This is a genomic window from Candidatus Zixiibacteriota bacterium, assembly GCA_040753875.1.
Lineage (GTDB): Bacteria > Zixibacteria > MSB-5A5 > GN15 > FEB-12 > DATKJY01.
Genome location: JBFMDV010000020.1, coordinates 95,718 through 112,711 on the forward strand (window position 1 = coordinate 95,718; position 16,994 = coordinate 112,711).

Genomic DNA, 16,994 nt, shown 5'->3' on the forward strand with positions numbered 1-16,994 from the left:
TCCAACCAGATCGTACAGTTATCATGGGCGCACTCTAAGGCACAGGCAGGCCCAGGAGAAGCCGCTGCCACATATTAAGATTGTCCGGAAAGCAACCGCGGCCTATACTGTGCATCGCATGGGACGATTCCGGGACACGATCACCGCCTGGCTGGACTATTACTTCGGTCCCATTCTGGTCACCCTTGGCTGCCTGGCGCTTTCACTCTATCTGCATCTTAGTCAGTGTCGGGCGTACATCACGGCGACCGATGAACGCTGGAATAATATCCTCAATCTTCACAAGGTTTTCTACCCGTTTTCGATTCGGTACCTGACCACCTATCCAATACTCTGGGCGAATGACCTGTTCGGACTGCCGTACCGGACCGGGTTCTTCCTCATGCAATATCTCCTGGCGTTGGCGTTAGGGCTGGCGCTGTATCGGTTCCTGATTAAACTGGAGTTTTCAAAGTTCTGGTCGAATCTCGGCGTGGCGATCTGCTTGCTGTCATTTCCGGTGTTGCTGGCACATTCCGAACCGGTGTTCACGTACGATGATTTCTGGTTGTACCTCTTCCTCACGCTCTGTATGACGGCGGTTATCGATTCCCGATTTCGCGACGCCGCAGTCTGGTTCGCACTCGGCTGCTTTGCCCGCGAACAGATGCTGATGTATGCACCGGCCTACGCACTCGGACTCTAGCTCTTCCGACAGGAGCGAACAATACGCCAATTGCTGACACCGTTCCTGACACCAATAGCCGTATACGGTCTCTTCCTGTCGATAGTCTGGCAAACCCCGCACCCGCACCGGTGGGAGCTGTTTGCCCACAATATTGAGACCCCCCTACGCACTGTAGACACAATCTATTCTGTCTTCATCTCCTTCGGGTTTATCTGGATGGTATTCCTTCTTATGCTCGTCTGGTCCGCTGCTCGTCGGCTCAATGGGTTCACGCGCGAGGAGCGCTTTCTGGTCCTTGGCGGGCTGATCTCGGTCTTGGTTACTGTACCAGTGGGACTCTCCTGGACACTTGCGCACGAGACGCGTGTCTTCTTCCCGCCGTTTGTCTTTCTCGTGCCGCTTGCGGTGAAATGGCTGCAGGAGGTCGACCGGCGCATTGTGCAGTTATGGCCCATCCCCGCACTCCTCATGCTCATAATTGCCTGCGAAGGACTACTCTGGCCTGGTTTGAAGCTTGGAAACTATCTCTTTGCGGAATTCGAGTATCGGGACTGCCGCGCCCTGTCACGCGTGCTGGGGGGAGTCCACTTTGGGCTGTCGATGGCGATGATCCTGCTGGGGGCGGTGATGGTGGCCACGGGAGCGATCACATGGATCAGCCGCCGTCGCCGAACACCTGATACAGCGATTCACTGATACTGTAGGGATCGGCCTTACCCTCGATGATTTGATCGATTGACTGGTCAAACTGCGGCCGTTCCGCAAGATGGTCCAGAAATTCCTGCTGGAAGCGATTGGTAAGAATGTGCAGGATCTTCCGTTTGATCTGCTCGCGGCGGTGCTGCTCGAACTTGCCGTTAGCACGACTGAAATTCAGATGCTCCTCGATCTTGCCGTAGAGCCGGTCGATGTTCTTCTTGTTGACCGCCTCGGTCGAAACCACCGGCACCGGCCACTCCCCTTTGCGGTGTTTCCGTGCATCCATCGTCTGCTGGAGTTCGGCGGCGATCCGCTCCGCACCCGGGCGATCCGACTTGTTGACGCAGAAGATGTCGGCGATCTCCATCAGCCCCGCTTTCATGGTCTGGACAGCATCGCCCGACTCCGGAACGATTACCACCACCACCGAATCGCAACTGTCGATGATATCGAGCTCGATCTGACCGACCCCGACCGTTTCGATCAGCGTGACATCAAATCCGAACGCATCGTAAATGACCGTGACATTGTCGGTCGCGGCCGCCAGTCCGCCTGTGGCCCCACGAGTGGCCATGGAGCGGAAATAGACGCTGCCATCGGCAGGGAGTTCATTCATGCGGACCCGGTCCCCCAGGAGCGCTCCACCGGTGAACGGTGAGGATGGGTCAACCGCAATGATGCCGACCTTCCGTTTGGCCGCCACATAGAGGTGCGCCAGGCCGTTGACGAGTGTGGACTTGCCTGAACCGGGAGGTCCGGTGATGCCGATACGAATGGCACGACCGGCCTTGGGATACAGCCGCGACAGCACGCGCTGATAATCCTCCCCCTGATTCTCGACGTGCGAGATCAGCTTTGACAGGGCCCGAACATCTCCCTCACTGAATGCATCCAGAAGCGTCATGGCTCAGTTCAGACGTGGCGACAAATCCCCGGCCGTAAGCTTGATATCGCGCAACCGAATTTGAATCTGGGTGACCTCGTTGTACGTGTTGTACTCGACCGCATAGACAATATCCACCAGGCAGCCCCGGTCCGAGATGACACGCGCCATGTCGCCGAAACCAAATCCGATGACGTCGAACACCGATTCCCCTTTGCGCACTTTCATCTTGAGGTGGTTGTTGCCGACGGTGTAGGGTGTGCCAAGCACCTCGCAGTTGCGAGTGAGGAAAATGGGCCGCATGTTCTGCGGACCGAATGGCGAGAAAGCCTCAATCGCGTCCATGAACGCATCGTCGATCTCGCTCAGTTCGATCTCCAAGTCGATGAAGAGCTTCGGTACAATGTCCTCCGGCGTCAGAAACTTCGCAGACACTTCTTTGAACTTCTCGCGGAATTCCGGGATGTTCTCCGGCAGAATGGACAGCCCGGCGGCGTACTTGTGTCCGCCGTACTTGATGAGCAGGTGCTCGCACTCCTTGAGCGCTTCGCACAAATGGAAACCAGGAATGGAACGGGCCGACCCTTTCCCTTCACCGTCCGAGATCGCGATCATCACGGTCGGCAGGTGGAATCGCTCGACCAGTCGGCTGGCGACAATCCCGATAACCCCCTGATGCCAGCCTTCTTCGGCCAGCACGATCGCCCGGTCCTGCTGGACATCCACCAGCTCGCGCATCTGGTCCAGTGCTTCGTGAAGCGTCTTCTCGTCGATCTCCTTGCGACGCTTATTTTCGCTGTCCAGCTTGCGGGCAATCTCGGCCGCCATCCGCTCATCGCGAGTGGCCAAGAGGCGGATCGCCTGACGGGCATCCCCAAGCCGCCCCAGCGCGTTGATACGGGGGGCCAGGATGAACACCACCTGACCGGTGCTGATATCCTTGCCCATCAGCCCCGACACGAAAGCCAGTGATTTGAGCCCCGGTTTGGTGGTGCGGGCGATCTGCCTGATGCCGAATTTAGTCAGGATTCGATTCTCGCCGACCAGCGGGACGATATCAGCCGAGGTGCCGAGCGCTACGAGATCGAGATGTTCTTCGAGTTCGCGCTCGTCCTGGTTGAGCCTGCGGTACAGCGCCTGGGCAAACTTGAACGCGACTCCCACGCCGGAGAGCTCACCGCCGTAGTCGCAATCGGGCTGTTTGGGGTTGATAATGGCGTGTGCGCGAGGTATGGTCATGCCCGGCTCATGGTGGTCGGTCACCACCACGTCGAGTCCCTGCGATATGGCATAGTCGATCTCTTCAACCGCCGTGATACCGGTGTCGACTGTTACGATCAAGGAGACACCGTTCGCCTTGGCCTCATCGATCCCTTCGACCGACAGACCATACCCCTCAACCAGCCGGTTCGGCAGGTAGAACGTGACCTGTGCGCCCAGCTTATTGAGGACCATGTACAAGAGCGCTGTGGCCGTGATGCCGTCGACATCATAGTCGCCGTAGATCATCACTTTCTCGTTCTCGAACAGGGCTTTCAGGACACGCTCGATCCCCAGTTCCATTCCCACCATGGAGAACGGGTCTTTGAGATCGGTCATGCGAGGGTGCAGAAAACGCTCAATCGTCTCAGCAGTATCGAGCTGACGATTGACCAGTATCTTGACGACATTTGGCGGCAGAGTAGCCTCTGTCGCCAGTCGGCCCACTAAAGCCTGATCCGGCTCTGGGGCCAGGACCCACTTCAGCGATGTCGTCTTATGGGCCCAATTCATGGCAGCCTCCACAAGCTTTCAGCAATGTGGAAGCAGGAGATAAGCCGAGTTCTGTACGTCCGCCGTAGAGCGGACCGACAGTCATTTCTCTTGATAGGCGGTTGCCCGACTATTCCGTGCGGCCTACCCGGGAATCAAACGGGGCGAATCAACCCCTCTTCCCCTATTTGGCCTTGCTCCAGGCGGGGTTTGCCCATCGCGCCATCTCTGGACACGACCGTGGTCTCTTACACCGCGATTTCACCCTTGCTCGCTTGCGGCGGGCGGTATAGTTTCTGTGGCACTATCCGTCGGATCGCTCCGCCCCGGCATTACCGGGCGCCTTGATTCTGGGGAGCTCGGACTTTCCTCACTCTAAACTTTCATTTAAAGCGCGACTGTCTCTCCTACTTTCACACGCCATTGTTAACGACACAACTATCACAAACAAAAACTTTCATCATACAACCGGGCAACGGCCCCCGGTACTCACATCCGCCAGTAATTGGGAGCCTCTTTGCTTATCGGGACCGAATGCGGATGCGATTCTTTCACACCCGCCTGCGTGATGCGGACCATCCGCGCATTCGAGCGAAGCTCGTTCAAACTGGCCGCCCCACAGAGCCCCATGCCGGCCCGGACGCCGCCGACCAACTGGAAGATCAGGTCAGATAGCTTTCCTTTATATGGTACGCGCCCTTCGACCCCTTCCGGCACAAACTTGGATGGCTCCTCCAGATGCTCCTGGAAATAGCGGTCCCTGCTCCCCTCTTTCATGGCGCTGACCGAGCCCATCCCCCGATACACCTTAAACGAACGACCCTCAAACAGCATCGTCTCGCCCGGCGATTCTTCCGTCCCGGCCAGGAGTGAGCCAATCATCACCGCCTGCGCTCCGCATGCCAGAGCCTTCGTAATGTCGCCGGAATACCGGATGCCACCGTCGGCGATGAGCGGCACGTTTTGCTTCTGCGCGGCCGCCACCGCTCCAAATATGGCGGTCACCTGCGGGACGCCAACTCCGGTCACAACCCGGGTAGTGCAGATGGAACCGGGGCCGATCCCCACTTTGACGGCATCCGCGCCGGCATCGATCAACGCTTTGGTACCGTCCTCGGTGGCGACGTTCCCCCCCATAACCGGGACCGAGGGGTATCGCTTCTTGACAAACCGCACTGCTTCCAACACCCCTTCGCTGTGTCCGTGCGAGCTGTCCACACACAACAGGTCAACACCGGCCGCCACCAGTCGTTCCACGCGCTCTTCCAGGTCTTTCCCAACGCCCACCGCTGCTGCGCAACGAAGACGCCCGCGGGTGTCCTTTGAGGCCAGCGGGTACTGGATCCGCTTCATGATATCTTTGACGGTGATCATCCCCTTGAGCATGTAGCGGTCGTCGACCATGAGAAGTTTTTCGATCCGATGTTTGTGCAGTATTTCCTGCGCAACCTCGAGTGTTGTTCCCTCGGGAACCGTCACCAGCTTGTCCTTGGTCATAACATCGGCAATTCGCTGGCTGTAATCTTTCTGGAAGCGAAGGTCACGGTTGGTGAGTATCCCGACCAGTCTTCCGTTTTCAGTGATCGGAATTCCTGAGATGGAAAATTGCTGCATGACCGCCAGGGCCTCGCCGATGGTCTTGTTCGGCGGCAGTGTTATGGGGTCGACGATCATCCCGGATTCCGATCGCTTCACCTTGTCGACTTCGCCGGCCTGTGCCTCGGCGGACATATTCTTGTGAATGACACCGATCCCCCCCTCGCGTGCAAGGGCGATCGCCAGGCGGAACTCCGTCACCGTATCCATGGCCGCCGAGATTATGGGCGTGTGCAGCGTGATCGACGGCGCTATCGTGGTACTGATATCGACATCGCGAGGCAGCACTTTCGAATGTCCCGGTACCAACAGGATATCATCGAACGTCAATGCCATTTGTTCAGCGATCTTCACCATACTATCACCACAACGCCGGGAGCGATCTCATCAGTTCCAGCCGCTCAATTGGACTCGGCTTCTTCCCAATACAAGAGACATCCGCAATTGTCGCAGGTATTGATACGGTCGTTTCGTTTGATCTCCTGGATCTTCTTTGGCGTCAGTGCCTTGTAACAGGAACCACAGGCCCGTTTGCGCACCATGACCACTACCTGTCCCCCTTTGCCGCGCCGCACCCGTTCGTACGCCGCCAGGGTCGGTTTGGGTACGCCGGAAACGATCTGCTGCCGGTCCCCTTCCTTGGAGGCGACCTTCTCGCCGATAGAGTCTATTTTCTCCTGAAGGATCCCCAGCTGCCGAGTGTTGTTCTCCTGTACCTGGGCGTGACGCTCCCGTAGCACCGTGAGCTCCTTCTCCATAGTGCCGAGTGATTCGATCGTCTCGAGAAGCTCCGTTTCGCTCGCCGAAATAGCGGACTTGATGGCGTCGATTTCGGCCACCAAGGCGTCGTATTCCTTGTTGGTTTTGATGGACATCATCTGCTGCTGATACTTCGCCAGCTCCTGTTCCTTGGTCTTGATCTCCAGTTCCAGCGTTTTCTGCCGCAGCCTGGCCCCTTCGAACCGCTCGGATGTCTCTGCGAGCTTGTTCCCGGCCTCTTTAAGTTCCCTGTGCAGGTTCTCCATCATGTCGGGCAGATACTCTTTGGACCGCTCCAACTCACCAAGATCGTAGTCTATCATTTGAAGTTTCAGCAGCACCTCGATTTCGTTCTGCATCGACACCTCCTTGGGGCGTGTATCCATCATCGCAGTAAAAAAAACGCATTCCCTGGTGCTACCAGGCGAATGCGCTTAAGGCTCCTCGATGTCGGGCGAACCGGGCCGTTTTCAACGGACACATCCGGTCACCCCCATGGCATTTGTTCTTGTCGTACTCACTCATCTCACAAACTGGGCAATACTGGACTCGAACCAGTGACCTCTCGGATGTGAACCGAACGCTCTAACCAGCTGAGCTAATTGCCCGTGCCGTACCCTCAACTATGGGCCCTGCTGGGCTCGAACCAGCGACCCGCTGATTATGAGTCAGCTGCTCTAACCAACTGAGCTAAGGGCCCAGCGAAGCCGAGTTTTTTATTTTATTACAATTCCACCTATTGGTCAAGAGATTATTTTACTCTATTTCGCGCCTCTCCTGTAACCGAACCTCTTGCATGCTAATACCTTCGCAGACGCAGGGGCACGTTTCTCAGAACCCCGATAAAGCTTGACAAGACTCGAGGTAGGCGGATATTAGAACTGTCGCTGCAGATAGCGGCGGGTACCTAAGCACGGGTCCAAATACCGGGTTGAGACGAGGCCCGGGGCGTCAGGACAAAGCCATAGAGCTATAGTAATCCCGTTTTCGGGAGCGCCAATCTCAATTGTGACAGGTCCCGCCGCTTTTTCTTGCCCAATTCATTCGCGCGGCACCGCCTTTTGCATCGCTCCGTCATTCCCTTGGATAACCAATCGGCATAATCAGCAGTCCGGCCTCCGAAGAGCCATTGAGGTCCAACACCCGATTTACCTCATCATCGAGGAATGCCCCAATCGCCACCGTGCCCAGTCCGAGTGTCGTGGCTTGGAGATAGAGCGTCTGACAGACTTCGCCTGCTTCCATGTAGACATACCGATACCCGCGGTCGGCATACTTGTGGGTGGTTCGATCAAATCGGGCTGTGATCACAACAGCTGCCGGCGCATTATCAAGCGCTTCCTGTCCAAGCGCCGCCTGGCGCAATCGTTCCGAAAAATCCCCTTTCTTGATCTCCTCAAGACTGGTATTCCGAACCTGGAAATGGTAAATACCTGAATCAAGCCCGGTCACACTGTTTGCGACGAGATACAGTTCTATTGGGTACAGGGCACCTGCCGAGGGGACTCCACGGTGACTCGTCCCACCCCGATTCTGGGTAATGCCGTTGGCTGAGTGAAGCAGTCGTGCTATCTGTTCTAGCGTGATAGCCTTGGTCTCGAACTGCCGTACGGATCTCCGTTTGGCCACTGCTTCCTCAAACGAGAGGGTGCCGACCGCAGGAGGTGGCAGCGCAATCTTCCGAGCGCCGGGATATGTTTTATACAAGGGAACTTCGGTCCCCGTACTGATCTCCTTCCCTTTCAAACCCTTGGCGTCGTAGCTGGTCTCGAAATGAAATCTTGGTCCGATCGTTCTCACGTTCTCCTCCGGTTGCAGGCTTCCGGCCGCCACAGCCAGACATACCGACAAAGCTCGAATTATGCTTACTGACATATCACCTCCGTACGCAACAGGTCTTCTGAACCTCAGTTCATGATTATAATGGTTACCTGAGTCCTGTTTCGCAAGGACAGCAATCATAATTGGAAAGTGATTGGGAGCTTATGGAAGGGCAGATGGGGCGTACGACACAAACTCAGACAGCCGTCTCAAGCTCGACATCAAACCAGACCAGCGACCAGACGACCGTCAGGATCGCCTTCATGTCGGCCGCCCAGGCAGCTCCGAGGATATAGAGAAACAGCGCCAGTGAGACGCCAAAGAACATCTTGACCGCGCCCTTCTTGATATGAAGGAGCGCCAGATTGAAAATGCCGATCCCCACAAACAGAACGATAAGCGCCGGTGCCAGAATCTGAGTCAGCCAACTCCAGAAGATAGTCAGGTTTTTCTCCGACCCGAGCTGCGTCGTGTCAGGCAGGTTTAACAGATAGAAGAAGTGGGTGCAGAAAAAGAAAACTGATAGCACCAGATACAGGAACCCCTCCATCCGATCATCCTTAAGCTCCCGAAGCCCTACCATGCCGAAAAACAGGGCACCGGCAATCAACGCGGACAGGTAGATTGCCTGTGTCTGCTCGAAGATTATCGTCAGTTCATTTTCCATTTTCTGTCACCTCTACCCCACATAGCGAAAACGGCGTGCCCGATTCGGGTGATTCGAGTTCGGTCACTTAACTCCTTGCAGCAATTAGAATTATACGGAAGACGGTAGAGTCGGTGACTCCATTTTGAGTGCAACCAGTTTGTACTCCTATGCAACGGGAATCACTGCCCGGCTATCCGGGAATCGACGTCAACGGTCCCGTTGAAAAAAATGGTGAAAATCGACAAGGGCAGTTATATTAAGGCGGAGGTGGTCAGTATGACCTCAATTGATGCCATTATCAACCGGCAGATTCTCAAGTGGGAACTTGAGAAACGAAAAGCCGAAGAGCAAAAGCAAGCCGAGAAGGCTCCCGCTCCCATTATCACTATCAGCAGGCAGACTGGAAGCCGTGGCTCCTATTTTGGATCGCGCCTGGCGCAAAAACTCAACTATCAGCGCCTGCACCGTGAACTCATCGATGTCATCTGCCAGTCATCGGGCTACTACAAACGGATTGTGGAATCACTCGATGACCACGCCCGGAGTGCGCTTGATGCGTTGGCGGACGGCATTATCACGGGCCAACAGGTGGATCACAGCGATTATGTCCGGTATCTCTGCAAAGTGGTGATTTCGATGTCCCACCTTGGCGGTGTGATTGTCATGGGGCGCGGCGCGAATTTCATTCTGGGTCCGGAGCGGGGGTTTCACATTCGCGTGGTCTGCCCTAAGAAATGCCGGGTCGAAAATCTCCTCAAGTTCAAAGAGATGAACGAAAGGGATGCCCTTAAAGAAATTGAGAGCTCCGATGCCTCTCGCCGGGATTTCATTCATCGCGTATTCAAGGCGGATATCGATGATCCCACGCACTATGATCTCGTCCTCAACACTTCTCTGGTGGACGTCGAGGACTTGGTAGACGTAACGGTGCTGGCGCTGAACGCGAAGATGAATAAGATGAAGAATCGTGGATCAGAATCTGACTGAATTGAGATCGGGTGCGTAGGTCGAGGTTTCGCTCGGCAAATTGGTGCACAGTTCTATTGATGCAAGACTTTCTATATTTATAAACTCCGACGGGTAGATTGACTCGGAGAGCGAAACCCGACATTCACGATTCGAACAATCAGAACAGCCCCGTCCTCAACATCACCAGCGTGCACGCTTGCACCACTTCGATACCGGCCGCCTGCAGCTTCTCTGAAAGCTCGTAGTTCTCCGCCCCCGGATTGAAAATCACCCGCCGAGGTTTGAGCTTCAGAATTCGGTCAAGCTCCCCCTTCGATATTTCCGGCCCGACATACATGGTCAGCGTATCGACCGGCTCTTTGATCTCATCAAGCGACTTGAGCGACACCTGTCCCTCAACTACGTGTCCCGATGGATGCACCGGGATCGGCTGATGACCGTATTCTTTGAGTAGCACCATCGCTTTGTAAGAGTAGCGGTCCTCTTTGGGAGATGCACCCAGAACGGCGACGCGGGAATGCGGTTTTGCCTTCGGCATACTGTCTCCAACAATCTTCGAGTTGCCAGGTTCCTTAGAAGGGGTACCCCACCGCTTGCGGTGGGCGTCGACAGTCATAGTCAGATTTTCAGTTGTGTCAGGTCCTGCCGTCCGCCGACAGGCGGATGATGTGACCTGACACGTTCTGGGTGTCATTCGCTCTCGCTTCTGCATGTAGTTTGGGAACGTGGGTGCCATTCCGGTGAAACTTGTCCCGGCGTAATCCGGGAACCGAAATCCAGAATACACGCCATGGGCTGGACCCCAGCTTTCGCTGGGGTGACACACTCTGGCAGGATACCCCACCCTGGAAGTTCCTTCTCCCCGTCGTGGAGAAGGTGGCCCCGAGCGCAGACGAGGGGCCGGATGAAGGGCTGCCATGCCAGGAAAGCTGAAAGCTTGTAGTGGAATCGTTGCGAGATAATCCAAGGCGCTTACTCAACGGCGTTCCTGTCGCACAGCAAGCCTTCGACTTCGCTCAGGCCGTCGGCTGGGCGCCACCCACTGTGCATCCTCACACCACCGGCAGCACGCCGTTCGGGTCTATCTTCGCCTTGATCTTTCGCGAATACACCGCGTCGGTGTCGTTGTTCGAACTGTCGAGCCCGGCCAGAAAGCTCGCCCGGTCGACAGCGTTCATCTTCATCGATTCATACTCGTGGGCGGCGCTGTCCGGCAGGACTCGGAACGTGGCGGAAATAATCAGCCCAAGCAGACCCCAGCTTCCGGCGAACAACTTGACAATATCGTACCCGGAGACCGACTTGAAACAGACTGACCCGGGCGTGACAATCTCCCCCTCGGGCGTGACGATCTCCGCCTTGATGAGATACTTCTTGATTGTTAGATCGTACTGATGCAACCGTGCGGATAGATTCACGGCCACCGCTCCCCCCACCGAGCCAACATACGGCAGCGCCGAATGCGGCATATACAAATGTTCTACAGTAATATGCTGGTTAATCTCCCTCAGTGGGTAACCGGAGCCGACCGTGACATAGAAATCACCGGGAGCGACCTCAAGCAGATCGTTGAGGCGATCGGTTCTGAGCGTTACCAAATCGGCAAACCGTTCTCCCACCGGATCGATGTTGTTGCCGAAACTCGTGAAGAACGTAGTGCGTCGATGCGTATTGACCAGCTTGAGAAACCGGGCGGCATCATCTGCGCTTTCCGGATGAAATGTCGGGATCCCCTTTTGCCAGGTCAGCCTGTCTTTTGGGAATTCCGAAGCGATAATTTCGATGAATTGATCGAGGGAGATCATGGCGGGAACATAGGACAATCTGCCGATGGCGTCAACGAAAGTAATGCGCGGGTGCCCCTACGGACAGGCAGGGAGGTCGTAACTGAAGAACAAATAGTCGATCAGCGTCATTAAGTCGCCAATATCGATTGAGGGCAATCGATCGACATTATTCTCCTCGGGACAGATCGACAATTGACCGGAGAAAAAGAGATAGTCGATCAGCAGCATGAGATCGGCAATATCCACGATGTTCTCGGCATCGCCGTCAACATTGCCGGTGATACCTATGCAGCAGGGCTGATACCATTGCTTGAAGAATTCCCGAAGGGTGACAGTGTTGGCTCTCAGGATATTGACCGATGACAGTCGGTCGGCCCCCTGACCAACCACGATCGCGAATACGATCTCGGCGCTGTCCTCCGGCCGCATGGTGAACGGACCCGTGGAAGGCATCATCCGTCGGTCACTTGGCGAAAAATCGAGATCGCCTGTTCCCGCATTCGGGCTGCCGGATACCATGAACGTGAGAGCATCGCCATTGTACATATAGGGAGAGCCGTCAGCCAGGAGTCCCAGCATAAAGTCGTATGATTCGGCATAGGTGTTCGGGTCGGTGCCATTCTGGTATTTGGTGAAAGCAGTCATGCCGAGATTTCTGTAGGCGATCCACCGACGACCGAACGCAACAGCCGTATCGGCACCGTTGCCGGTATAGGTCAGCGGACCTTGCATGAGCGCGACACCGACAGCGGGTGGCGTGCTGCCGTAGACGGCGTCGGCGTTGGTGGCATTGTAAGCAAAGCCGAGTGACAGATTCGTATCGCAGCCGACCAGGTCATCGGATGAGCCTCCGAGATCCGGATCCGCCCAGAGTGCGACGCGCATCCCGGTCAACGTGTTTGGTCCCTTATTGTAGAAGCGATACCTGATGAATACGGTCACGCCCAGTTCGCCGTAGTCATTGAAAGCGAACGCGCTCTGCCGCACCTCCACGCCCAGAGGCAGAGTTCCGCCGGCATCGTTGCTGTGCCATCCGGCACAGGCATCGTTAAACACCGACCAGAGAGTCTGGTCACCGATTACTTCCGGGTTTCCGCCGGCGTCAAGCGGAGCCGCTTGCGACACCGGCCAAACGGTGTAATCGTAGTTCGGATTCCCGGCCAAACTGTCGGAAAAGAGTCTATAGACCCTGACAGCGGGATCGTCGGCCGCATTTGGATCGAACGTCTGGTTGATCATCTGGCCAGGATAGAATTCGGTACTGTATTCCGAGAGCGCCACCAGCGTATCGCCTGAGGCCGAGTCGATGGCGCCGAGCCATAGCCCCGCGCTGTACATGAGCGTCTTTGTCTGGTAACCGTTGATTATGTCATCCAGACTTACATAGGGGTAATACAGCCCGTCATTTTTTCCCAGATGAGCACCCATGTCGTAGGCGAGACTACCGTTATTGCCAACAAACATGAGAAGCTGATTCGCATTGACCCAGGCGGTCTGGTCAACGATCGCGACTTGGGACGGCACCATCTTGATATCGCCCCTCGGCAAAGCCGCAACAACGCACGGCAAGAGGCTCCAGAAGATCCACACGAACGATTTCATTATACGGGCTCCCCAATTACTGAATCAAAGCAATAAGGCGTGAAAGGCAAGACGAGTACCACCCGAGAGTTATTGAACGTCGAACCGACCCAATATATAGAATATCGCCTTATCTGTCAATAAGTTATCGCAGGGTACGGTGACGCTTCATCGCACAAAAGAAAGCGCGGCGAGCTCGAAAGCCTGCCGCGCTTTATTCTCATATCGCTCGATATTCTCGAAGCGGTTCAGGGCACGATATGCTTTAGTACATGTCCCCCATACCGCCGCCGCCCGGCATCGGAGGCATCGCCTTCTTCTCTTCCGGCTTCTCGCAGATCACCGCTTCGGTGGTCAGGAGAAGTCCGGCGATCGAAGCCGCGTTCTCGAGCGCGGTACGAGTTACCTTGGTCGGGTCAATGACGCCAGCTTTCATCAGGTCTTCGTAGATGTTGGTATCGGCGTTGTAGCCGTATGCGCCCGCCTCGCCAATCACCTTGTTGACGACAATCGAGCCTTCAACGCCGGAGTTCAGCGCGATTTGGCGAATCGGCTCTTCGAGGGAGCGACGGACGATCTTCACGCCCACCATCTCTTCCTCGCTCGCCTTGACCTTGTCCAGGGTGTTGATGCAGCGCAACAACGCCACACCGCCACCCGCGACAATCCCTTCCTCGACCGCCGCGCGGGTCGCGTGCAGAGCATCCTCAACACGTGCCTTCTTCTCTTTCATTTCGGTCTCGGTGGCTGCACCGACGTTGATCACGGCCACCCCGCCGGCCAGCTTGGCCAGCCGTTCCTGCAGTTTCTCGCGGTCGTAATCAGAGGTGGTATCGTCGATCTGCTTGCGAATCTGGCCGATACGCCCCTTGATGTCTTCCTTCTTGCCGGCCCCTTCGACGATCGTCGTGTTGTCCTTGTCGATCGTGATCTTCTTGGCACGGCCAAGGTCGGTCATCACGGCGTTCTCGAGCTTGAAACCAAGCTCTTCGGAGATTACCCTGCCGCCGGTGAGAATACCGATATCCTCAAGCATCGCCTTACGACGGTCACCAAAACCGGGGGCCTTGACAGCCGCCACCTTGAGCGTCCCGCGCAACTTGTTGACCACCAGCGTGGCCAACGCCTCACCCTCGATATCCTCGGCGACAATCAGGAGCGGGCGTCCCTGCTGAGCCACTTTTTCGAGCACCGGCAGAAGGTCTTTCATGCTGGCGATCTTCTTGTCGTGGATGAGGATCAGCGCATCTTCAAGCACCGCTTCCATATTGTCCGGATCGGTAACAAAGTAAGGCGATACGTAGCCGCGGTCGAACTGCATCCCCTCAACCACTTCGAGCTTGGTTTCGGCCGATTTGGACTCTTCGACCGTGATAACGCCATCCTTCCCCACCTTTTCCATCGCCTCTGCTATGAGGTCGCCGATCTGACGGTCATTGTTGGCGGAAATAGTGCCGACGTTGGAGATGTCCTGTTTGCCGGAGACCTTTGTGGAATTCTTCTTGATCTCTTCGACAACAGCGATTACTGCCATATCGATACCACGCTTGATCGCCATCGGATTGAACCCTGCGGTGACGGACTTCAGACCCTCGCGGAAGATCGCCTGGGCGATCAACGTGGCCGTAGTGGTGCCGTCGCCGGCGACATCGGAGGTCTTGGAAGCAACTTCCTTGACCATTTGGGCGCCAATATTCTCAAAATGATCTTCGAGCTCGATCTCTTTGGCCACCGTGACGCCATCCTTGGTGATGGTCGGGGAGCCGAATTTTTTGTCAATCGCCACATTGCGACCGCGCGGGCCGAGCGTCACCTTGACCGCATCGGCCAGCTTGTCCACGCCGGTTCTGAGCTTGGTGCGGGCAACCGTGTTATATTCAATCAGCTTTGCCATATGTCTATTCTCCTATAGTCCTTTCCGTGCTTAGCTCTTCTGGATGATGGCGAAAATGTCCGACTCGCGCATGATGAGGTACTCTTTGCCATCCACCGATACCTCGGTGCCGGAGTACTTGCCGTACAGGATGCGGTCCCCTTTTTTCACTTCCATCGGGAGCTTCTTCCCCTCATCAGTGGTGCGGCCAGGACCGATCTCGACGATCTCCCCCTCCATCGGCTTCTCTTTGGCGGTGTCCGGAATAATGATCCCGCCGCGCTTAACTTCCTGCTCTTCAAACGGCCTGACCACGACTCGGTCAGCAAGCGGTCTGATATTCATTTGTGCCTCCTATAGCTGGTTTGTTTTGTCGTTTCACATGTCCAGTTGTCTGGGTTATTCGTTAGCACTCACTGACATTGAGTGCTAACAAATAATACGGATTAAACGTGGAATTTGTCAAGAGGTTTCCAGGAAACGTCGAACTTTGCCTGCTGGCTCGCCATTCGACTGTGTAAGACACTACATCTCATCAGGTTACAGCCATCTTAATTTGCAGCAGGAGAGTCAGAAGCACCCAAGTATGGCTCGGTCGCAACGCAAGGAAGCCTTGCATCATTGGCCGGTGTGGTCTATTTTGAAGGCGCGACAACTATATCGAGCGAGGAGCTACCATGACATCATCGCGGATCAGTTGCAGAGACAGACGGCTGTTTTTCCTTCTGGTCCTTATCGCCCTGAGCGTCTCCCCCAGCGTGTCGTTCGGGCAGGTGACCCGCTTTGCCGTGATAGGTGATTATGGTGGCGATAATGTCAACGAAGGGGCAGTCGCCAGTCTGGCCAAGAGCTGGAATCCGGATTTCGTCATCACAGCCGGCGACAACAGCTACGGCTCCAACCTGATCGACAATAATATTGGGAAATACTACCACGAGTATATCGGTGCATACACGGGGAGCTACCCTCCTGGTTCAGCCACTAACCGCTTCTTTCCCTCGCTCGGCAATCACGATTACAGCGACGGTGCCGGGATCACCGCCTATCTGAACTACTTTACATTGCCAGGAGCCGGCGTTCAGAGCACGGGAAGCTCCGGCAACGAGCGGTATTATGACTTCACGATCGGGCCTGTGCAGTTTCTTGTAATCAACAGCAACATTCAGGAGCCGGACAGTATCACCGCTACCGGCCTACAGGCCCAATGGTTGCAGGCGCAGTTGGCCGCCTCAACCTCTCGATGGAAGATCGTTTATTTCCATCACGCGGCATATTCTTCGAGCTCCAACCATGGCTCGACAGTCATTATGCAGTGGCCGTACGAGGATTGGGGAGCCGATATCGTGATCGGCGGGCATGACCACACCTACGAACGGATTCTTCGCGATGACGACGACGATGGTGTCACCATCCCTTACTTTGTAAACGGTCTTGGGGGGAGGAGCATCTATGGTTTCGTACCGAGCGGCTTTGTGGCGGGAAGCAAAGTACGGTACAACGCAAACTATGGTGCGCAGTTGGTCGAGGCGACGCCATATCTGATAACACTCAAGTTCTATTCTATTGCTGGCGGTCCGACAGGCACGCTCATCGACAGTTACAGTCTCTGCGACTGCCATGGGACAAGGGGGAATCTCAATGGCGATGTTGCAGACGTAGTAGACTCATCCGATCTGACGGTGATGGTTGAGTATCTTTTTTTTGGCGGACGGTTGTGGAATTGCCCTTCGGAGAACAACGTGGACGCACAGGGAGGTGTAGACATTTCTGATCTGTCGGCGCTTGTGGATTATCTGTTTTTCGGGGCATCGTTGCCGGTCTGTCAATGAAGATCTAGTGTATTGAGTCTTTAATATCTATCATATTATTTGTCTTCTGCGTATCTTTGGTAAACCATATACTGGAGGATACCATGCGTAGAGGACCGCGATTGATGCCGTTGAGATTGTCTCCACCCG

General features: G+C 55.6%; 15 protein-coding genes, 2 tRNA genes and 1 other RNA gene. 4 read left to right on the plus strand and 14 right to left on the minus strand.

What is annotated here, in order from left to right:
- The first annotated feature begins 118 nt into the window (after positions 1 to 118).
- Both AB1644_07065 and AB1644_07070 read left to right on the plus strand, forming a co-directional pair.
- A complete protein-coding gene (locus tag AB1644_07065) occupies positions 119 to 685 on the plus strand; it encodes a hypothetical protein (GenBank protein ID MEW6050807.1) in 567 nt (188 codons plus the stop codon).
- Positions 686 to 715: 30 nt separating this feature from the next.
- Positions 716 to 1,363, plus strand: coding sequence for a hypothetical protein (locus AB1644_07070; protein ID MEW6050808.1), 648 nt, complete (start codon positions 716 to 718; stop codon positions 1,361 to 1,363).
- Here the strand turns inward: AB1644_07070 and meaB are convergent.
- The 9 genes from meaB to AB1644_07115 all read right to left on the minus strand — a co-directional run bounded on the left by meaB (position 1,323) and on the right by AB1644_07115 (position 8,844).
- Positions 1,323 to 2,270: a methylmalonyl Co-A mutase-associated GTPase MeaB gene (gene meaB / locus AB1644_07075; GenBank protein ID MEW6050809.1), complete on the minus strand. Its 948-nt coding sequence runs from the start codon at positions 2,268 to 2,270 to the stop codon at positions 1,323 to 1,325. The two genes, AB1644_07070 and meaB, sit on opposite strands and share 41 nt — an antisense overlap.
- A gap of 3 nt (positions 2,271 to 2,273) precedes the next feature.
- A complete protein-coding gene (gene recJ, locus AB1644_07080; GenBank protein ID MEW6050810.1) occupies positions 2,274 to 4,022 on the minus strand; it encodes a single-stranded-DNA-specific exonuclease RecJ in 1,749 nt (582 codons plus the stop codon).
- Positions 4,023 to 4,047: 25 nt separating this feature from the next.
- Positions 4,048 to 4,415: RNase P RNA component class A (gene rnpB / locus AB1644_07085), an RNA gene on the minus strand.
- Positions 4,416 to 4,490: 75 nt separating this feature from the next.
- Positions 4,491 to 5,954: an IMP dehydrogenase gene (gene guaB, locus AB1644_07090; GenBank protein MEW6050811.1), complete on the minus strand. Its 1,464-nt coding sequence runs from the start codon at positions 5,952 to 5,954 to the stop codon at positions 4,491 to 4,493.
- A gap of 44 nt (positions 5,955 to 5,998) precedes the next feature.
- Positions 5,999 to 6,715, minus strand: a complete 717-nt coding sequence (locus AB1644_07095; protein ID MEW6050812.1) for a hypothetical protein — start codon at positions 6,713 to 6,715, stop codon at positions 5,999 to 6,001.
- 175 nt (positions 6,716 to 6,890) lie between these two features.
- Positions 6,891 to 6,964, minus strand: a tRNA-Val gene (locus AB1644_07100).
- An 18-nt stretch (positions 6,965 to 6,982) separates the two neighbouring features.
- Positions 6,983 to 7,056, minus strand: a tRNA-Ile gene (locus AB1644_07105).
- A gap of 374 nt (positions 7,057 to 7,430) precedes the next feature.
- A complete protein-coding gene (locus AB1644_07110; protein MEW6050813.1) occupies positions 7,431 to 8,231 on the minus strand; it encodes a SagB/ThcOx family dehydrogenase in 801 nt (266 codons plus the stop codon).
- A gap of 142 nt (positions 8,232 to 8,373) precedes the next feature.
- A complete protein-coding gene (locus AB1644_07115) occupies positions 8,374 to 8,844 on the minus strand; it encodes a hypothetical protein (GenBank protein ID MEW6050814.1) in 471 nt (156 codons plus the stop codon).
- A 258-nt stretch (positions 8,845 to 9,102) separates the two neighbouring features.
- Between AB1644_07115 and AB1644_07120 the strand changes: the two genes are divergently transcribed.
- The gene (locus tag AB1644_07120; protein ID MEW6050815.1) at positions 9,103 to 9,813 is read left to right on the plus strand and encodes a cytidylate kinase-like family protein; all 711 of its coding nucleotides are present in this window, start codon (positions 9,103 to 9,105) and stop codon (positions 9,811 to 9,813) included.
- Between the two features lie 139 nt (positions 9,814 to 9,952).
- Here the strand turns inward: AB1644_07120 and AB1644_07125 are convergent, their stop codons facing one another.
- The 5 genes from AB1644_07125 to groES all read right to left on the minus strand — a co-directional run bounded on the left by AB1644_07125 (position 9,953) and on the right by groES (position 15,381).
- The gene (locus AB1644_07125; GenBank protein ID MEW6050816.1) at positions 9,953 to 10,333 is read right to left on the minus strand and encodes a CoA-binding protein; all 381 of its coding nucleotides are present in this window, start codon (positions 10,331 to 10,333) and stop codon (positions 9,953 to 9,955) included.
- 514 nt (positions 10,334 to 10,847) lie between these two features.
- Positions 10,848 to 11,600 (minus strand): FAD-binding oxidoreductase, encoded by a 753-nt coding sequence (locus tag AB1644_07130; GenBank protein MEW6050817.1) that lies wholly within the window; start codon positions 11,598 to 11,600, stop codon positions 10,848 to 10,850.
- 57 nt (positions 11,601 to 11,657) lie between these two features.
- Entirely contained in the window at positions 11,658 to 13,184 is a 1,527-nt protein-coding gene (locus tag AB1644_07135; protein MEW6050818.1) for a hypothetical protein, read from the minus strand.
- A gap of 244 nt (positions 13,185 to 13,428) precedes the next feature.
- Entirely contained in the window at positions 13,429 to 15,057 is a 1,629-nt protein-coding gene (groL, locus tag AB1644_07140; GenBank protein ID MEW6050819.1) for a chaperonin GroEL, read from the minus strand.
- Positions 15,058 to 15,087: 30 nt separating this feature from the next.
- Complete coding sequence (gene groES, locus AB1644_07145) at positions 15,088 to 15,381, minus strand: co-chaperone GroES (GenBank protein ID MEW6050820.1); 294 nt, start codon at positions 15,379 to 15,381, stop codon at positions 15,088 to 15,090.
- A 332-nt stretch (positions 15,382 to 15,713) separates the two neighbouring features.
- Here groES and AB1644_07150 point away from each other — a divergent pair, with 332 nt between their 5' ends.
- Positions 15,714 to 16,865: a metallophosphoesterase gene (locus tag AB1644_07150; protein ID MEW6050821.1), complete on the plus strand. Its 1,152-nt coding sequence runs from the start codon at positions 15,714 to 15,716 to the stop codon at positions 16,863 to 16,865.
- The last annotated feature ends 129 nt before the right edge of the window (positions 16,866 to 16,994 follow it).

Coding starts and splice junctions, on each gene's coding strand:
- AB1644_07095 (MEW6050812.1), bottom strand. CDS start 6,715: ATGCAGAACGAAATCGAGGTGCTGCTGAAACTTCAAATGATAGACTAC.
- groL (MEW6050819.1), bottom strand. CDS start 15,057: ATGGCAAAGCTGATTGAATATAACACGGTTGCCCGCACCAAGCTCAGA.
- AB1644_07115 (MEW6050814.1), bottom strand. CDS start 8,844: ATGGAAAATGAACTGACGATAATCTTCGAGCAGACACAGGCAATCTAC.
- AB1644_07065 (MEW6050807.1), top strand. CDS start 119: ATGGGACGATTCCGGGACACGATCACCGCCTGGCTGGACTATTACTTC.
- guaB (MEW6050811.1), bottom strand. CDS start 5,954: ATGGTGAAGATCGCTGAACAAATGGCATTGACGTTCGATGATATCCTG.
- AB1644_07130 (MEW6050817.1), bottom strand. CDS start 11,600: ATGATCTCCCTCGATCAATTCATCGAAATTATCGCTTCGGAATTCCCA.
- AB1644_07125 (MEW6050816.1), bottom strand. CDS start 10,333: ATGCCGAAGGCAAAACCGCATTCCCGCGTCGCCGTTCTGGGTGCATCT.
- meaB (MEW6050809.1), bottom strand. CDS start 2,270: ATGACGCTTCTGGATGCATTCAGTGAGGGAGATGTTCGGGCCCTGTCA.
- AB1644_07120 (MEW6050815.1), top strand. CDS start 9,103: ATGACCTCAATTGATGCCATTATCAACCGGCAGATTCTCAAGTGGGAA.
- recJ (MEW6050810.1), bottom strand. CDS start 4,022: ATGAATTGGGCCCATAAGACGACATCGCTGAAGTGGGTCCTGGCCCCA.
- AB1644_07110 (MEW6050813.1), bottom strand. CDS start 8,231: ATGTCAGTAAGCATAATTCGAGCTTTGTCGGTATGTCTGGCTGTGGCG.
- AB1644_07150 (MEW6050821.1), top strand. CDS start 15,714: ATGACATCATCGCGGATCAGTTGCAGAGACAGACGGCTGTTTTTCCTT.
- AB1644_07135 (MEW6050818.1), bottom strand. CDS start 13,184: ATGAAATCGTTCGTGTGGATCTTCTGGAGCCTCTTGCCGTGCGTTGTT.
- groES (MEW6050820.1), bottom strand. CDS start 15,381: ATGAATATCAGACCGCTTGCTGACCGAGTCGTGGTCAGGCCGTTTGAA.